This window comes from Corynebacterium sp. sy039 (assembly GCF_007904105.1).
Lineage (GTDB): Bacteria > Actinomycetota > Actinomycetes > Mycobacteriales > Mycobacteriaceae > Corynebacterium.
The window spans coordinates 2,094,080-2,111,715 of record NZ_CP042325.1 but is presented as its reverse complement, the minus strand read 5'-3'; the positions used below and the strand labels follow the sequence as shown (position 1 = coordinate 2,111,715).

The window sequence follows — 17,636 nt, the reverse complement described above, 5'->3', positions numbered from 1 at the left end:
GGGGGCTACTCTTTAGGTGTTTTATGTTTTCTTAAGGTTTTTCTAAGGAGTGTTCATGGGGAAGAAACACTGGTTGCTGCGCCGGGTAGGTGTGGTGATTATGACTACTGGATTATTGTCCAGTGGTATGTGGGGAGGTGCTGGCTCTGGTGTTGGTGCGCCTGTAGTGTGGGCTGCTGATGACACCACGCCAGCAGCAGATACTGCTAGTGGGAAGCAGCTGCCTGATTCGGTGATTGTGAACAAAACAGTAACAGCTGATCCTAATAATAAAGATAAGGTTGTGTTGACTGTTGATTTCGCTTTCCCTGATGACGCGAAACCAGGAGATTATGTTGAGTTCAAGGTGAATAGGCAAGCAGAAGGAGATTCTTCTCATTCTGCTTTTCCTGTTATCAGTGGTGATTTGCTACTGAAGGATACTGAGACAGGAAAAGTCATCGCTGTTGCCGAGTCGATAGACAACGGTGGTTATCGTGTGACGTTGCAAGCAGAGGCTGAAGGATTAGTGAATCGTACGGCACAGTTCACACGTACAGAGGAGATTCCTCAAGGTGCATGTGAGCGCGATCCGGAATCTGTGAAATACACTGCGACGACAACTGACTCGCAGGGTAACAATCATGAGTGGGATTTATACACTACAGTTGAACGTGATGGCGGAAAATGTAACACCAACACGAACCCTACTCCTCGTGGCACGGTTGTGGGAATGCCCATTCCAGTCATGGCATGTAGTACGGAGCCCATGTATCTGAAGTATTATTCAGCTACCAGTTCATCCGCTACACAAGGTGCTGGCGTGTATGGGTCGGCGACAGGTCGTGTATATGTGACTCCACCGATTGGTGATGCGGGTGCCGCGAACGAAACCTTCCAAGACATTTATGTACGTGTACGTGTCGATGAAGCACAAACACCCATGAAAATGACGAAACTCATTGAAAGTAGTACAGTTTTACTGAATGCTCGGGATGGTTTTGCCAATAAGAATGGTGGGTGGAAGCCTGCTGATCTAGACACGAAGTACCCTGAGGGTACTCCTGTGCCACCACAAGCCTCTGTATATCCACCTGACTTCGATGTTGAAAGTATCAAAGCGAAAGCACAACCAGGAACCAACGGACTAAGCGAGTCCTTTGACTGGAACAGTAAAACAATCACCCAAAAAGACGCCGACATAATAGGAGCGATGTTTCATTTTACCTATCTAGATTGGCAGAAAGCTCATAAACCTGAAATCATTGGATCCAATGATGATCCTGCAAACGGCACCGTGTACGTGGATTACAAGGTTTCTGGGTTGGGACAACCTGTGATCATGAAAAACGCCTGGGGTGAAGAGGTCACATCACTGAAAGCTCAAAAAACTACTACAGACATTGATGAAAATGGTAATGCTAGCGCTAATGCTGTCGCTGATGTACTCAGTAAATCCTCTTTGTATAGCATAGGTCTTTTGGGTTCTGATGTGTTTGCTCCGTATTCTGGTGCTGCGAAGTACAACACTATCCTGACGTATTCCACTGATCCTGAAAGCTATAAGTCTGGTCAGGGACATGTCGAAAATAGTGCACACTATGGTTCTTGTGGTGACGCAGGTGCTACGCCGTTTGCTGCTCAGGAGGGTATTGCTCATGGTGATCCACTCCAAGCAAAACCTGTTCCTGGTGTGAGTGTGACCAAGAAGGTCAATGGTGAGGATGCGAATGAGGCTCCTGGTGTTGCGGTGAAGACTGAAGACAAGTTGAATTTCACGTTCACGATCCGTAACTCGGGTAATACTGTGCTGAAGAACCTGAAGCTTGTCGATGATAAGATCCCAGCTGATCAAATCACTTGTGGTGATACGAGTCTTGACACTGTTGTGTTGCAGCCTGCTGAAACAGTGGAATGTTCTGCAACATTGCCTGCTCTGAAAGCGGGTGAGCAGCATACAAACATTGCGACGGTAACAGCAACACCTGTGGATAAGGATGGTAATCCTGTTGATGGTGGGGATGTGACAGGGCAGGATCCTGCGAATGCGCATGTTCCTGAGTCAACACCAACTACCTCGTCGTCTGCACCGTCAACTACTTCTAGTTCTGCGGCACCGTCGACTACTTCTTCTTCATCGGTTGAGCCTACGTCTAGTTCTGTGGCACCTACTACTTCGTCGGTTGAGCCTACATCTAGTTCTTCTGCTCCTACGTCGTCGTCTGTGGTTCCTGTTCCTGAGCCTAAAGTTGTGGTTCCTGGTATTGGGGTGGTGAAGAAGATTAATGGTGATGATGCTGATACGGCACCTGGTGTTGTGATTGCTTCTGATGCCGATACGATGACTGTGTCGTTCGAGGTCACTAACACCGGTGAGGCACCATTGAAAGACGTGACAGTAACAGATGATCAGATCACTGATGCTCAGGCTATTGTGTGTGCTGATAAACCAGCAGTGTTACAGCCGAAGGAATCGTTTACGTGTACGGCGACAGTACCGGCACCTGAGGCTGGCCAAACGCATAAAGACACTGCGACGGTAAAAGGTGTGCCTGTGTATGAGGAGGGTACGACTGGTCCTGCGGGTGAGGTGACTGGGTCGAATCCAGCGCATGCACACAAACTGAAACCACGTGTTCCTGGTGTTCGGGTGGTGAAGTTGATTAATGGTGATGATGCGAATCGTGAGCCTGGTGTTGCTGTGAAACCTGGTGAGTCGTTGAACATTTCGTTTGAGGTGTCGAACACGGGTGAAACACCACTCAAAGACGTGACAGTGTCTGACGATCAGATTAAGAATGCTCAGGATATTGTGTGTGAGAATAAACCAGATGTTCTTGCACCGGGTGAGTCGTTTACGTGTACGGCCACGTTGCCGGCACCAAGCTCTGGTGTCACACATAAGGATACTGCGACAGTAACTGGTGTTCCGGTGGATGAGGAGGGTCATCCTGTGGGTGATACTCCTGTCACTGATGATGATTCGGCGTTTGCGTGGTTGGATGAGCCAGCGAAAGTAGCCAAAATCCCATCGATTAAAGTGATTAAGAAGATTGATGGTGATGATGCGAATGTGGCACCGGGTGTGAGGGTAGCCCCTGGTGCGGATATGAAGGTGTCGTTTGAGGTGACTAATGATGGTTCGGCAGCACTAGAGAACATTAATCTCACGGATAATGTGATCCCTGCGAAAGATATCACCTGTGCGAACAAACCGGAAACCCTCAATCCTGGCGAGTCGTTTACGTGTTCTGCGACATTGAAGGCTCCTGTGTCTGGTGATCATGTGAATATCGCAACAGTAGAGGGTACCCCGGTGTATGGTGATGGTGAGTTTGGTCCAACGAGCCCTGTGTTGGATGTTGATCCTGCGCGTGCGTGGGTGGATGAACCAGTAAAAGTAGCCAAGGTTCCTTCTGTGAAGGTTGAAGAGTATTAATGGTGATGATGCGAATGCGTATCCTGGTGTGGGTGTAGCCCCTGGTAGTGATATGAGCATCTCGTTTGTGGTGACGAATGATGGTGATGTGGCACTGGAAAGCATTGATCTCACGGATAATGTGATCCCAGCAGACCACATCACCTGTGCGAATAAACCAGAGTCACTTAAGCCTGGTCAGTCGTTTACGTGTTCTGCTACGTTGAAGGCTCCTGTGTCTGGTAAGCATGTGAATATCGCGGCAGTAGAGGGCACACCTGTTTATGGTGAGGGTGAGTCTGGTCCCACAAGCCCTGTGTCGGATGTTGATCCTGCGCGTGCGTGGGTGGATGAGCCAGCTTCGGTGGTGAAGACTCTGCTATTAGTGTGATCAAAAAGATTAATGGTGATGATGCGAATGTGTATCCTGGTGTGAAAGTTGGGCCAGGTAGTGACATGGACATTGTGTTTGAGGTGACCAATACTGGTTCGGCAACACTGGAAAAGATTGATCTCACGGATAATGTGATCCCAGCGAAAGACATCACCTGTGAGAATAAACCAGAGTCACTCAAGCCTGGCCAGTCGTTTACGTGTTCTGCGACATTGAAGGCTCCTGCTACGGGTGAGCATGTGAATATCGCAACCGCCCAGGCAACACCTGTGTATGGTGATGGTGAGTCTGGTCCCACAAGCCCTGTGTCTGATGATGATCCTGCGCGTGCGTGGGTGGATGAACCACAAAAAGAAGTGAAGAAGCCTTCTATTACTGTGGTGAAGAAGATTAATGACGAGGATGCGAACACGAAGCCTGGTGTGAAGGTTCAACCAGGTGAGGATATGGACATCGTGTTTGAGGTGACCAATACTGGTACCGCAACACTAGGCAATGTCACTGTGTCGGATAATGTGATTCCAGCAGACCACATCACCTGTGCGGATAAACCTGAAACACTCAAGCCTGGTGAGTCGTTCACCTGCCATGCGACATTGGCGGCACCAGCGTCTGGTGATCATGTGAATATCGCAACGGTTGAAGGCACACCAGTGTATGGTGAGGGTGAGACTGGCCCTGATTCTCCTGTGCGGGATTCTGATGAGGCGAATGCGTGGGTGGATGAACCACAGAAAGAAGTCAAGAAGCCTTCCATTACAGTGGTGAAGAAGATTAACGACGATGATGCGAATTCTAAGCCTGGTGTGAAGGTGTCACCTGGTGAGGATATGGACATTGTGTTTGAGGTGACCAATACTGGTACCGCAACACTCGGTGACATTACTGTGTCGGATAATGTGATTCCAGCGAAAGACATTGTGTGTGAGGATAAACCTGAAACACTCAACCCTGGCCAGTCGTTCACCTGCCATGCGACACTCAAGGCACCAAGTACGGGTGATCACGTGAATATCGCAACGGTTGAAGGCACACCGGTGTACGCCGATGGTGAGACTGGTTCTGATGGGCCGGTTAAGGATGTTGATGAGGCGAATGCGTGGGTGGATGTTCCTGATGCACCTGTGATGAATCCGTCTATTACAGTTGTGAAGAAGATTAACGACGAGGATGCCAATGCGAAGCCTGGTGTGAAGGTTCAACCTGGTGAGGATATGAGCATCGTGTTTGAGGTATCGAATGATGGTGATGTGGCGTTAGAGGACGTTGCATTGTCGGATAATGTGGTTGATGCGAAAGATATTATGTGTGAGGATAAGCCTGACACGTTGAATCCTGGTGAGAGTTTCACGTGTTCTGCGACACTCAAGGCACCATTGTCTGGTGATCATGTGAATATCGCAACGGTTGAAGGCACACCAGTCTACGGTGAGGGTGAGTCTGGTCCGACTGATCCTGTTATGGATTCTGATGTTGCTCGTGCGTGGGTGGATGAGCCTGAGAGGTGGTGAAGGTTCCTTCCATTACAGTGGTGAAGAAGATTAATGGTGATGATGCCAATAGTAAGCCTGGTGTGAAAGTACAACCAGGTGAAGACATGAACATCGTGTTTGAGGTGACTAATACTGGTTCGGCAGTACTGGAAGACATTGATCTTGCGGATAATGTGATTCCATCGGATCAGATCACGTGTGAGGATAAACCAGAGTCACTCAAGCCTGGTGAGTCGTTCACCTGCCATGCGACACTCAAGGCACCATCGTCTGGTGATCATGTGAATATCGCAACCGCCCAGGCAACTCCTGTGTATGGTGATGGTGAGACTGGTTCTGATCAGCCTGTGTTGGATGTTGATGTGGCTCGTGCTGTGGTGGTGGAGCCTGACCAACCAGAACAACCAGAGCAGCCTGAGGAAGGCAAGCCTTCTAAACCTGCTAAGCCTGCTAAGCCTTCCAAGCCTGAGGCGGACAAGCCTGCTGGGTCGTGTGGTGAGTCTGTGGGTGTTAAGCCTGCGTGTGGCACACCAAGCGAACCTGAGTCCAGCAAACCTGGGTCTGAGCCTGGCCAGTCTGGTGGTGTGATTGCTGGTGAGGTTGTGAAGCATTGCCAGAAACCAACCAACCCTGGTGATAGTCCTGCCCAGTCTGGCACCAATCCTGCCGAGTCTGGCGAGCCTGTGAAGGCTGAGCCTGGTGCGGATAAGACCGCTAAGACGGTGAAGGCTGGTGCTAAGACTAATACTGGTGGCAAGACTCAGAAGTCTGGTGTGCGGGTAACTACGGGTGGTCATCTAGCAGCGTAGTTGGAGCCTGCTTCTTAGACGGGATGGTGTGTCCTGCACGCGTATAGCACGTATAGTGTGGGCGCAGATGTGGGGTGGTGTGACAAAGCACCACCCCACTTTTCACATTCAACACAACGTCGAAAAGCTGCGAGCGGTATCGGATTAAGTGCGTAAAGTTAATCTAAAAAGTTCTGCTCGAGGGGCTGTTTTTTCTGTCAAACTTAGCTACTCTTGAAGGTATAAATTAATTATTTTCCTGGTCGTACGAGACAATCCCTGGAGCATCAAAATGACACAACGCCATGATATGGAAGAGGCTGCTCTCGCAATGCAGCAGGCTGATTTAGAGGAGTTGCGTAGCAGTATTGAGCATGAATATGAGCAGCTCAAAGCTCGTAACCTTAAGCTCGACCTCACCCGCGGTAAGCCTTCTGCTGAGCAGCTTAGTTTTTCTAATCCGTTGTTGGCTTTGCCTGGGGAAAACTTCCTCGCTGCCGACGGCACGGATTGCCGTAATTATGGTGGTCTTAAAGGTATTAAGGATATTCGTGCTATATGGGCTGAGGTGCTTGGGATAAGCGTCGATAAGCTCATTGCTGGTGATGGTTCTAGTCTGAACATCATGTTTGACCTCATCAGCTGGGCGTATGCTTTTGGTACTCAGGATTCTGAGCGCCCTTGGAAGGATGAGGAAAAGGTCAAGTGGTTGTGTCCTGTGCCAGGTTATGACCGCCATTTTGCTATCACCGAGCATTTTGGTTTTGAGATGATTCCAGTGGAGTTAACCGAGGACGGCGTTGATATTGATGCTGTGCGCGAGTTGGTGAAAGACCCTCAGGTTAAGGGGATGTGGGCGGTTCCGGTGTTCAGCAACCCCACGGGTGTTACATATTCTGAGCAGGTGTGTCGCGGGCTAGCTGCGCTAGAAACAGCTGCCCCAGATTTCAGGATTGTGTGGGACAATGCCTATGCAGTGCATACGCTAAACGACGAGTTCCCTCAGGTGCATAATGTGATTGATTTTGCACAGCAGGCAGGTAATCCGCACCGATTCTGGTTCATGAGCTCTACCTCAAAGATTACCCACGCTGGTTCAGGTGTGTCGTTCTTTGCGTCTTCACTGGAAAATATCGCTTGGTATGAGAGTCATGCTGCTATTCGTGGAATTGGTCCCAATAAAATCAACCAGCTTGCTCATGCTCAGTTCTTTGGCAGTGCTGATGGTGTGCGCGAAATTATGCGCAAGCACGCTGCTTCTTTAGCGCCAAAGTTTGAGTGCGTGCTTGAGATTCTTTACGATCGTTTAGCTGAGTATGATGTTGCCGAGTGGACCCAACCTAAAGGTGGTTATTTCATTTCCCTCAACGTGATTGAGGGGACTGCTGCCCGGGTGGTCGAGTTAGCGAAAGAAGCAGGTATTGCGCTTACTGGGGCAGGTTCTGCTTATCCATTGCATCATGATCCGCTTGATCGCAATATCCGCCTTGCGCCTTCTTTGCCGCCAATTGAGGAGTTGGAGATTGCTATGGATGGTGTGGCTACCTGTGTCTTGCTCGCTGCGGTAGAGGCTGGGCATTTTGACCTTTAAGCAGGTGAGCGTCGGCAAGCGTGGTGCGTCGATAAGTGTGATGGGAACGAGATGGACATAGCAGAAGTCGCTCAGTGGTATCGCAACATCATTCCCGCTGAAATACAGCTCAATGCTCCTGTGGGTAATCCGCAGGGGTTCCATATAGCCACTGCGCAATTGGCGGAGGAGACACTAGCGGCGACGCTTAATTTCAACGCAGTGGACACTGGTCTAGTTGCCGGTGACAAAAGTGTACGCAGTGAGCTTTTTGCACTTGCCCGTGCCGAAATGCCCGCTGTTGCCAGTGTTGTGCTTGCTGCTGCGGATACTTTTGCCCAGAATATCGGCACTCTGACTGCTCAACCAGGCACAATGCTTACCGACCTTGCCCAGCGGGCATCTCTGCCAGAAACAATTAGTGTGCGGCATGGACTGTGTATCTCCCCATTTGTGTGGCAAGGGCAAGTGCCTCAATACACAGAAAAGCAGCAGCTCACAGCTCTGCTGCAAGTGGTTATGCTCACCCAAGAAGAATATGAATACGCCACTGCTTATGGTGTGGTGGAGTTGCAAAAAGAAATGGGGAAAGCACAGATTGATCTCAATAATTGGTCGCGCTAAACCCCCAAATTCCTCTCTCATTGGCAATGGGGGCACCCGCGTCGAGAGCATTAGGTAATCTATGAATCGTGGCTCTTTATCGTAAATACCGACCGGGATCTTTTGCAGAACTCATTGGTCAAGAACAGGTAACTGCCCCATTATCCACCGCTTTAGATAATGGGCGCATCAATCACGCCTATTTATTTTCCGGTCCGCGTGGCTGCGGTAAAACCTCATCGGCACGTATCCTGGCGCGTAGTCTTAACTGTGCGCAAGGTCCCACCTCTACCCCTTGCGGTGTGTGTGAGTCGTGTATTGCGCTTGCCCCCAATGGTCCTGGCACTCTTGACGTCACAGAGCTAGACGCGGCAAGCCACAATGGTGTCGATGATATGCGTGAATTGCGTGATCGGGCAGCCTATGCGCCAGCGGACTCGCGCTATCGCATTTTCATTATCGACGAAGCCCACATGATTACCAATGCCGGAGCAAATGCACTGCTCAAGGTGGTGGAAGAACCGCCTGCGCATCTTATTTTTATCTTTGCGACTACAGAGCCAGAAAAAGTGATTCCCACTATTCGCTCTCGTGTTCATCACTATCCTTTCCGGTTGCTCACCCCACAAGCAATGCGTGAGGTTATTTCTCATGCTGTAGCGGGGGAGGGGATACCGGTAGAAGAATCTGTGTATCCACTCGTCATTCGCGCAGGTGGTGGTTCTCCTCGTGATACGTTATCCGTGCTAGACCAGCTCCTAGCCGGCACAGAGAAAGACGGTTTGAGCTATTCTCGTGCCCGTATGCTGCTTGGCGCTACCGATGAAACACTGATCGACGCCGCCGTGAATGCCCTCAGCGGCTTAGACGCAGCACAACTATATGGCACAGTGGATAAAGTTATTGAAGCCGGGTTGGATCCACGCAGATTCGCTGGTGACTTACTCGACCACTTGCGGGACCTCATGCTGCTCCAGGCAGTGCCTCAAGCAGTAGATATGGGATTAGTCGATGTGCCACCAGAACGTGTTGCGGTGTTAGTGGAGCAAATAGCGCATTTTGGTCATGCGGATTTGCCACGCTTAGCTACCACGCTTAACGACGGACTCTCAAGCCTTAAAGGCAGTACTTCGCCTCGATTACTGCTTGAGATCCTCTGTGCCAAAATGCTTCTTCCTGGTGGCGTATCCTCTGTGCAACACGATCATGGTGTTCCAGCGCGGCCTGTGGCGGCAGCTGCTCCTGCTCGTACTGAAGCTGGATCTGCTGATTCTGGTGCTGCGGCTAGCGTGGCGACTAACGCTGCGGATACGGCAGCTGCCCCTCTGAAATATGAGCGCAAATCTGTGCGTCTTGCTCGAGAAAAAGCCGAGCGGGAAGCACAAGCAGCAGCTGCACAGCTTGCTAATCCTCCTGCACAGCAAGAATCAGCAGCACCTGCTGATGTGGTGGATGAGCGTGCTCATAGTCGCGGTGAGAAAGAACAGTCAGAGCCGAAGCAACCGGAGCAGCAAGCACAACAAGCGCAGCAAGAGCAGTCCAAAGGGCAGGAACAGCACAAACAACAGCACGAATTTAATTTTGCACAATTAAAAGAAAAGTGGGAGCAGATACGTGCTCAGGTGCACAAAGAAAATACTGCCACAGGTATTTTGCTGCTAGGAGCACGCCCGAATCACTTTGACAGTGCAGAAAACACCATTGTGTTCATGCATAGCACCGGTGCACTTGCCCATAGACTCAACAATGATCCGCATAATGGCATTATCAAAAATGTGCTCAACCAAGAGTTTGGCCATGAATTAAATGCGCACTATGTAGTGGGTAATGTGGCTACACCTCAAGAACCTACAGTGTGGAACCCAGAGAAAACAGAGGACACCGCAGAGTCTGAATCGGAACCTGAGCCTGAGCCAGAGACGGCCGCGACAGCAAAGGTAGCAGAAACGGCGGCGCAAGAACCACAAGAACCAGTAGCAGAAGAAACCGATGGTTGGGGAGAGCCCGCTCGCATAGGGCAGGCAATAACCGATGATGAGCCTCAAAAACCTGTAGCTCCCCCGATTACGCCAGCCCAAGTCTCTGCTCCTACTCCTGCGACCCCCGCACCAGAGCCACCGCGTAGGCGTCGTCGGTGGGAGAGGGCTGAGCAATTAGCCCAGGAACAGCAGAAAAATTCGTTTAGCGACGGTGCTCCTCTGCCTGAAGCACCGGAACCTGAATGGGCAGACTCTGAGCCACAGGCGCAAAAAGCGTCGGGGGCGGAACCTCAGCATATAGTGGATTCGTCTATTGCAGAGGAAGAAGAAATGATGATGTCGCAGGCGCGCGAGCCTGGGAACTTTGATCACCGCGACGCCATGACCGTGGCAGTGGAACTTCTTGAGCAAGAACTCGGTGCGCGTCGCCTCTAACAGGTACACTCGCCAGTAGTCTTAAAAAAGCAAAAGAAAGGTACAACTATGACTCAGCCAGATATGTCTCAACTGCTTGCCCAAGCACAGCAAATGCAAGCAAAATTGCAAGAAGCCCAGCAGGAAATCCTCAACTCCACAGTCACAGGTACCGCAGGGAATGGGCTTGTGAGCATTGATCTTGTGGGTGATGGAAAAGTCAGCAGCGTGACTATCGACCCGCAGGTTATTGACCCAGAAGATCCAGAAACACTACAAGACCTCGTCGTGGGTGCTTTTGCTGATGCGCACAGCAAACTCAGCAGCCTGGCAGAACAAAAAATGGGACCACTCTCCCAAGGGCTCGACGGCATGGGATCAATGTTCTAAGCCCCTTAACCCACACGCTGAGAAACCAGAAACCAAGAAAAGAGGAAAAGCCAAGTGTATGAAGGTCCCCTGCAAGATCTCATAGACGAATTTTCGCGTTTGCCAGGCATTGGACCTAAAAGTGCACAACGCATTGCTTTTCACCTTCTCAACCAAGAAGCAGCAGATATTGATCGCCTGCGTGATGCCCTCGCCGCAGTACGCGACGGTGTGAGCTTCTGTCGAATCTGCTGCAATGTTTCTCGCGAAGACGTATGCCGCATCTGTGCCGACTCAGGGCGCGACGGCACCATAATCTGCGTGGTAGAAGAACCAAAAGACATCCAAGTCATCGAAAGAACCGGTGAATACCACGGCAGATACCATGTGCTCGGTGGCTCCCTCGACCCGCTAGCCAATATCGGTCCACAGCAGCTCAATATCACACAACTCCTACAAAGAATCGGTGGCACCTTGCCAGACCGAGAACTGGCAGACTCGACCGAAGCCACCCCGCTATACGACGATCCCCCAACCGTCAGCGAGGTTATTCTTGCCACTGACCCCAACACCGAAGGCGAAGCAACCGCAAGCTACCTGGTGCGCCTTATCAAAGAGTTTCCTGGTCTAGTGGTTTCTCGTCTAGCATCTGGTATGCCCCTGGGAGGCGACCTGGAATTTGTGGATGAACTTACTCTTTCGCGTGCCCTTAGCGGTAGATTACGACTCTAGTTTGGGGGTATTTTTACACCATCACCTTTGAGTGGAAACGCCATTTAACTGCGTGTTTTTGTTGTGCGGGGGTAAAAATAAGGCAAGGGTGAGTTCTGTGTGTTGTTTGAGTTCTCTATTGCTGCTTATACTCACCTCAATTCGTGTGTACTTATCACCGAAGGTTGATAATTCGGGTACTGAAAGAGAGGCTGGCGCTAGTGAACACTCGTGACCGTGAACGTCATGTCTCTGATCGCCCACCTGTTGTCTAACATTTCTTAGCAAAATCTTGATACCCAGGCACTCCTTGCCGGTATCACCATCAGTTTTATTCACATTTCACTTCAACTATGCCAGCAGTTCATGCTGCCGTGGCACAGTGCCAGTGAATGTACATTAGTTCATGAAAGAAATAATGATGACTACTCCTGCAAATACCCCTATTGCTAATGCAGCAGATCTTGACAATGTTGTCGAAAAAGCAGTTGTCCGTGCTCAAGAATGGTTAGCGGTAACCAATAACGCTGCCTCTAAAAAAGAAGCACAGTCCACCGAACAGCTTGCGGCTTTGGTACGCGACGCCGACGGCATCCAATTCACCATGGGATTCGTCGACCGCGTAGCACGCCCTGAAGACAATAAAGTTGCTGCAAAAGAACTGAGTCGGCTCGCTAGTCCCTTCGCCGAAGGCTCAACTCTCCCTGACTTCATCGGCGCAATCGACAAAGGATTAGTAACCGCTGGTTCTCTCGTAGCACCACTGGCACCAAAACTGGTTATGCCACTGGCTCGCAAGCGTATGCGCCAAATGGTTGGGCACCTTGTGCTCGACGCAGAAGGCAAAGCCCTCAACGCAATGCTTGCCAAAGCAAAAGCTGATGGATTCCAGCTCAACCTCAACCTTCTCGGTGAGGCAGTGCTCGGCGAAAAAGAAGCAAAGTCACGCCTTGAGCGCACTCGTCAACTATTGGCAAACCCATTGGTTACCTACGCGTCGATCAAAGCATCAAGCGTGTGCGCCCAATTGAATCCTTGGGATATTGAAGGCAATACCGAACGCCTCAAAGACCGCTTGCGTCCACTGTACCGCGAAGCCAAAAAGCGCAGCCCACACGCCTTCATCAACATGGACATGGAGGAGTACAAGGATCTTCACCTGACCATCAAACTCTTTACCGAATTGCTCTCGGAAGAAGAATTCCTTGACCTTGAAGCCGGTATCGTATTGCAGGCGTATCTGCCAGATACTTTCGACGCACTCGTGCAACTTGCTGAGTTTGCCAAGCAGCGTCGCGCGCAAGGCGGTGCAGGAATTAAAATTCGCCTGGTTAAGGGTGCAAACCTTTCAATGGAACGCGTTGATGCGGAAATCCACGATTGGGAGCAAGCACCATACCACACCAAAGAAGAAGTAGATGCGAACTATCTTCGACTCCTGGACTACATTCTGCAGCCAGAACACGCAGAAAATGTGCGCATTGGTGTTGCCTCGCACAACCTCTACACCGTGGCCATCGCCCATGAACTTGCCACAGCTCGTGGCGTCAATAAGCAGCTCGACATCGAGATGCTACAGGGTATGGCACCTGCGCAATCTCGTGCAGTGAAGGAAGTCGTCGGTGGGCTTATTCTCTACACCCCAGTGGTTCACGAAGAAGACTTCGACGTTGCTGTGTCCTACTTGGTACGTCGTCTGGAAGAAAATGGCGAGAAACAAAACTTCCTCTATGCACTCTTCGCCCCAGAGGTAGAAGGTCCTGATCACCTCACTCCTCTCGAGGATCAAGAGCTACGCTTCCGCAATGCAGTACGCGACCGCTGGAGCACTTTTGCCGGACCTAACCGCACCCAGAACCGATTGACGGAGTCCGGTCGACAGTCTCATTCTCGTCCTGGCGGGTTCATCAACGAACCAGACACCGACCCATCATTGGGACAAAACCGCGAATGGGCACTGGATTGTTTAAGCAAAGACCCAGGTGAAGTGGTATCGCCAGTCATTACCGACCCTGCTGAAATCGACACCGCAGTAGCTACCGCAGTAGCTCAGGCGCAACAGTGGGCAGCGCTAAGTGCCAAAGAGCGCGCTCATATCCTAGAGACAATCGGCGACGCACTTGCCGACGCACGCGGCGAGCTTATCAGCGTCATGACCCATGAATCAGGCAAGACCGTCGCGGAAGCCGACCCAGAGATTTCTGAGGCAATCGACTTCGCCGTGTACTACGCCGAGTCAGCTCGCGCGCTTGAACACAGCCGAAGCGTATTCACCCCATACAAGGTGGCAGTTATCACTCCACCGTGGAACTTCCCAGTGGCAATCCCACTCGGCGGTGTATTCGCCGCCCTTGCTGCTGGCTCCGCAGTCATCATCAAACCAGCGCCGCAGGTAGTGCGCTGTGCAGAGGTAGCCATCGCAGCCGTGCACCGCGCCTTGACAGCAGCGGGTGTGGACACCGATCTTGTCCAGCTCATCAACGCTGATGAAGCAGAAGCAGGACGCAGGCTCGTATCCCATGAAGATGTCGATTCCGTGATCCTCACCGGCGCATCCGATACCGCAAAACTATTCCGCGGCTGGAAACCAAAGATGGTTATCAACGCAGAAACTTCCGGTAAGAACGCGATTGTGGTCACCCCGGCAGCCGACCCAGATTTGGCAGTGAACGACGTTTACCGCTCCGCATTCGGACACGCAGGCCAGAAATGTTCCGCTGCTTCTTTGGTTATCCTCGTCGGTAGCGTAGGAGAATCAGAGCGTTTCATGGGACAGCTGCTCGACGCAGTGAACACCCTCAAAGTCGGCTATGGTACCGACATCACCACCACCATGAATGGTGTCATCGAAGCTCCAGGTGAAAAACTACTGCGTGGTTTGACCACCCTTGAGCCAGGTGAGAAATGGCTCATCCAGCCCAAGAAACTCAACGAAGAAGGCACCCTATGGTCACCAGGCGTGCGTGACAACGTCGCACCAGGCTCTTGGTACCACACCAATGAGTGCTTCGGTCCAGTGCTGGGCATTATGCGCGCTAAGACTCTCGAAGAAGCCGTTAAGCTCCAAAACGCCACAGGATACGGACTCACTGGCGGCTTGCACTCTCTCGACGAAGAAGAAATCGCATATTGGCGTGAGCACGTTGAGGTGGGTAACGCTTATATCAACCGTGGTATCACTGGCGCAATCGTGCAACGCCAATCCTTCGGCGGCTGGAAGAACTCCGCCATTGGCCAAGGTGCGAAAGCAGGCGGACCAAACTACGTAGCCCAGCAGGGTACATGGCGCGACGGCGACTTGGACAATATCCCAGCTACTACCTTGGATCCAGAAATCGCACGTACCTTGCGTGAGCTTACTCGCCAAGTCGAGCTTAGCGAAGAAGATCGCGCTTTCCTCGACGCAGCTGCGCGTCTCGACGCAATCGCATGGCGTGAAGAGTTCGGAGTAGAACATGACCGCACCGCGCTACGTAGCGAGTCCAATGTATTCCGCTACCGCCCATTGCTTGCGCCACTTAAAGTACGCGTTGGTGCAGGCGCTCGTGCAGTGGAGATTCTGCGCCTGAAATTGGCGGCGCAACTCAGCGGCACCGAAACTGTATTCTCAGCAGCTGCTGAGGTAGCTGAGCAGCTACCAGTGCCAGTAGAGGTCATTTCTGATGAAGAGTTCGCAGCTAGTGTTGCAGGCACCTCCTTCCAACGCATTCGTGCCATTGGCGAGGTACCTGAGCAGCTCTACAGCAGTGCCGTGGAGTCTTCCTCTGTGATTCTCGATGCGCCAGTGCTTGCCGACGGCCGTCGTGAGTTGCTGTACTTCCTCCTAGAACAGGCAGTATCCACAACCCGCCACCGCTTCGGCGTTTTGCAAAAGTAACACAAAAGCTCCAGGGAAACCTGGAGCTTTTCTTATTGAGCCAAGCGCTCTTTACGCAATTGGTCTACCACCGGCAAATCCAAAGGTTCAAGGTGCGTACCCAAGGCGCGCGCCAATAACAAATCCGCAAGCTCAGGGTTTCGAGCCAAAACAGGACCATGCATATAGGTGCCCAAAACGCTACCTTGAATAGCGCCCTCGGCTACTTTCTGCTCACTAGGTGCGCCGGTTTCTTCCACCGCGTAGGCGTCGGCGTTGCCAATTCCTTTGCTCACCGTACCCAGCGCAGTGGCGTCGGCACCTAAAATAGTGGCACCCATGTGGTTCTCAAAACCAGTCAGCGGTTCGGATAATTCGCTCAGTGCGGGGGTGGAACGCACTTCGCCAATAGCACGCCGCTGCATAGACACTGTGGTGGCGTCGATAAGCCCCAAACCATCAATAATTTTGCCACCTGCCCTAAACGACTCGCCGAGGATCTGAAACCCAGCGCAAATAGCCAACACTGGCGCATTATTGCGCACCGCCCGCTGCAAGCCTTTCTCCTTGGCCAAGTGCTCAACTGCCAAAATCTGTGCAGTGTCCTCGCCGCCGCCAAGGCAGTAGAGATCCAGGTGCTCGGGCACTGCTTGACCAAGGTGAACAGTGACAATCTCGGCATCAATGCCACGCATTCTGGCGCGTTGGCGCAGCACCAGGGCATTACCGTCGTCGCCATAGGTGCCTAGTACATCGGGCAATACTAAACCAATGGACAAGGTACTCATGAGTTCTTCTCCTTTAGCTCATGGTCGATTGCTTTTTTGAGATCGCGGAAAGCCGTGTAATTTGCCAACACCTCCACGCGCCCAGGCGGGCAGGCGCGGATAGCTTTGAGCGGGTCCTTGACTAATTCATGGTGCACGGAGGCATAGGTCAGGCGTACTGCTAGGTCAGTGCCGCGTTCCCCAGCTGCTTTGACATCGAGCTGGGCGAGATCCTCGAATTGCACATCCCAGAGCCAAGAAAGATCCTCGCCATCGGCAACTTGCCCATTGACCGCAATCACCAGTCCTTCAGCACTGCGATCGACCATAGAGAGCGCTTCCTGCCACCCAGCAGGGTTTTTAGCGAGCAATAAATGTACTTGGTGCTCTCCAAGCGTGTACGTGGAATAGCGACCAGCCACATCGTCGACTTCTGCCACTGCCTGAACAGCCTGCGCTAGCCCAATGTCAAAGCATTCCACAGCTGCGGCAATGGCCTGGGTGGCATTTCCTCTATTCGCTTGCCCCGGCAATTTTAATTCCAAGGCAGTGGTTGCGCCACCAGGACTGTGCACGCCATCGTGATCGATTGCCCAATCAGGCTGTGGGCGCTCGAACCGTGCGCCTGACTCTAGTGGTTTTGCCGCATACCAATGCGGCTTTTCATGCACAATATGCCCACCAGTGCGTGGGCAGGAAACCGCGTCGCCAAACCAGCCAGCACCAGCAGAAACCCACACCACGTGCTGTGCCTCTAGGGCGACGGAAGTGACCAGAACATCGTCGCAATTAGCGACGACGGTCATCTGTGGATTTTCCGCAACACAATCCCGCAGCGCACGCTCAATTTTGTTGATTTCACCAACGCGATCGAGCTGATCCCTAGAAAGATTCAGCAATACCAAACACTGTGGTTTGAGCCGCCTCGCGACGGCAGGCACGTGCAACTCATCTACTTCTAGCACAATATGGCTGGCATTTTTTCCTGCCAGCAGTGCAGAGATGATGCCTGCATCCATGTTGTCGCCCCCCTCATTGGTGGCAACACTGTGTGCGCTACGCACGGCACGGGCAAGCATTCGAGTGGTAGTAGATTTACCATTCGTGCCAGTCACAATGGCGACTGGGCGATCATTGCCCAGTGAGCGCATAATATCGGGATCAATTTTTTCGGCAACTAACCCGCCGATCATGCCGCCTGATCCGCGCCCTGTTGCTCGAGAAGCAACGGTGGCTAATTGTGCTGCACGTATCGCAAGTTCAGTACGTGCTCGTTGAAAAAGAGATGAACTCAT

Annotated in this window: 12 protein-coding genes; 10 read left to right on the top strand and 2 right to left on the bottom strand. The window is 51.8% G+C overall.

Annotation, left to right across the window (positions count from 1 at the left end):
• The first annotated feature begins 55 nt into the window (after nucleotides 1-55).
• The 10 genes from FQV43_RS09520 to FQV43_RS09475 all read left to right on the top strand — a co-directional run bounded on the left by FQV43_RS09520 (nucleotide 56) and on the right by FQV43_RS09475 (nucleotide 15,595).
• Nucleotides 56-3,418, top strand: a complete 3,363-nt coding sequence (locus FQV43_RS09520) for a hypothetical protein (RefSeq protein WP_146340210.1) — start codon at nucleotides 56-58, stop codon at nucleotides 3,416-3,418.
• Nucleotides 3,405-3,788: a hypothetical protein gene (locus FQV43_RS09515; protein WP_146340208.1), complete on the top strand. Its 384-nt coding sequence runs from the start codon at nucleotides 3,405-3,407 to the stop codon at nucleotides 3,786-3,788. The genes FQV43_RS09520 and FQV43_RS09515 overlap by 14 nt, the downstream gene beginning before the upstream one ends.
• The gene (locus tag FQV43_RS09510; protein WP_146340206.1) at nucleotides 3,785-5,302 is read left to right on the top strand and encodes a hypothetical protein; all 1,518 of its coding nucleotides are present in this window, start codon (nucleotides 3,785-3,787) and stop codon (nucleotides 5,300-5,302) included. The genes FQV43_RS09515 and FQV43_RS09510 overlap by 4 nt, the downstream gene beginning before the upstream one ends.
• Complete coding sequence (locus FQV43_RS09505) at nucleotides 5,296-6,093, top strand: hypothetical protein (RefSeq protein WP_146340204.1); 798 nt, start codon at nucleotides 5,296-5,298, stop codon at nucleotides 6,091-6,093. Before FQV43_RS09510 ends, FQV43_RS09505 begins: the two co-directional genes overlap by 7 nt.
• Nucleotides 6,094-6,364: 271 nt before the next feature.
• Nucleotides 6,365-7,663: an aminotransferase gene (locus tag FQV43_RS09500; protein WP_371710891.1), complete on the top strand. Its 1,299-nt coding sequence runs from the start codon at nucleotides 6,365-6,367 to the stop codon at nucleotides 7,661-7,663.
• A gap of 51 nt (nucleotides 7,664-7,714) precedes the next feature.
• Nucleotides 7,715-8,266 carry a suppressor of fused domain protein gene (locus FQV43_RS09495; RefSeq protein WP_146340202.1) on the top strand — a complete coding sequence of 184 codons (552 nt, stop codon included), beginning with the start codon at nucleotides 7,715-7,717 and terminating at the stop codon, nucleotides 8,264-8,266.
• A gap of 68 nt (nucleotides 8,267-8,334) precedes the next feature.
• Nucleotides 8,335-10,659, top strand: coding sequence for a DNA polymerase III subunit gamma and tau (locus FQV43_RS09490; protein ID WP_146340200.1), 2,325 nt, complete (start codon nucleotides 8,335-8,337; stop codon nucleotides 10,657-10,659).
• Between the two features lie 48 nt (nucleotides 10,660-10,707).
• On the top strand, nucleotides 10,708-11,028 hold the full coding sequence (locus FQV43_RS09485; protein ID WP_144275079.1) for a YbaB/EbfC family nucleoid-associated protein: 321 nt from the start codon (nucleotides 10,708-10,710) through the stop codon (nucleotides 11,026-11,028).
• A 54-nt stretch (nucleotides 11,029-11,082) separates the two neighbouring features.
• Nucleotides 11,083-11,739, top strand: a complete 657-nt coding sequence (locus FQV43_RS09480) for a recombination mediator RecR (RefSeq protein WP_144275081.1) — start codon at nucleotides 11,083-11,085, stop codon at nucleotides 11,737-11,739.
• Between the two features lie 400 nt (nucleotides 11,740-12,139).
• Nucleotides 12,140-15,595, top strand: coding sequence for a bifunctional proline dehydrogenase/L-glutamate gamma-semialdehyde dehydrogenase (locus FQV43_RS09475; RefSeq protein ID WP_146340540.1), 3,456 nt, complete (start codon nucleotides 12,140-12,142; stop codon nucleotides 15,593-15,595).
• Between the two features lie 32 nt (nucleotides 15,596-15,627).
• Here the strand turns inward: FQV43_RS09475 and FQV43_RS09470 are convergent, their stop codons facing one another.
• Both FQV43_RS09470 and FQV43_RS09465 read right to left on the bottom strand, forming a co-directional pair.
• Nucleotides 15,628-16,362, bottom strand: coding sequence for a type 1 glutamine amidotransferase (locus FQV43_RS09470; RefSeq protein WP_144275085.1), 735 nt, complete (start codon nucleotides 16,360-16,362; stop codon nucleotides 15,628-15,630).
• Nucleotides 16,359-17,636, bottom strand: coding sequence for a MurT ligase domain-containing protein (locus tag FQV43_RS09465; RefSeq protein WP_146340198.1), 1,278 nt, complete (start codon nucleotides 17,634-17,636; stop codon nucleotides 16,359-16,361). Before FQV43_RS09465 ends, FQV43_RS09470 begins: the two co-directional genes overlap by 4 nt.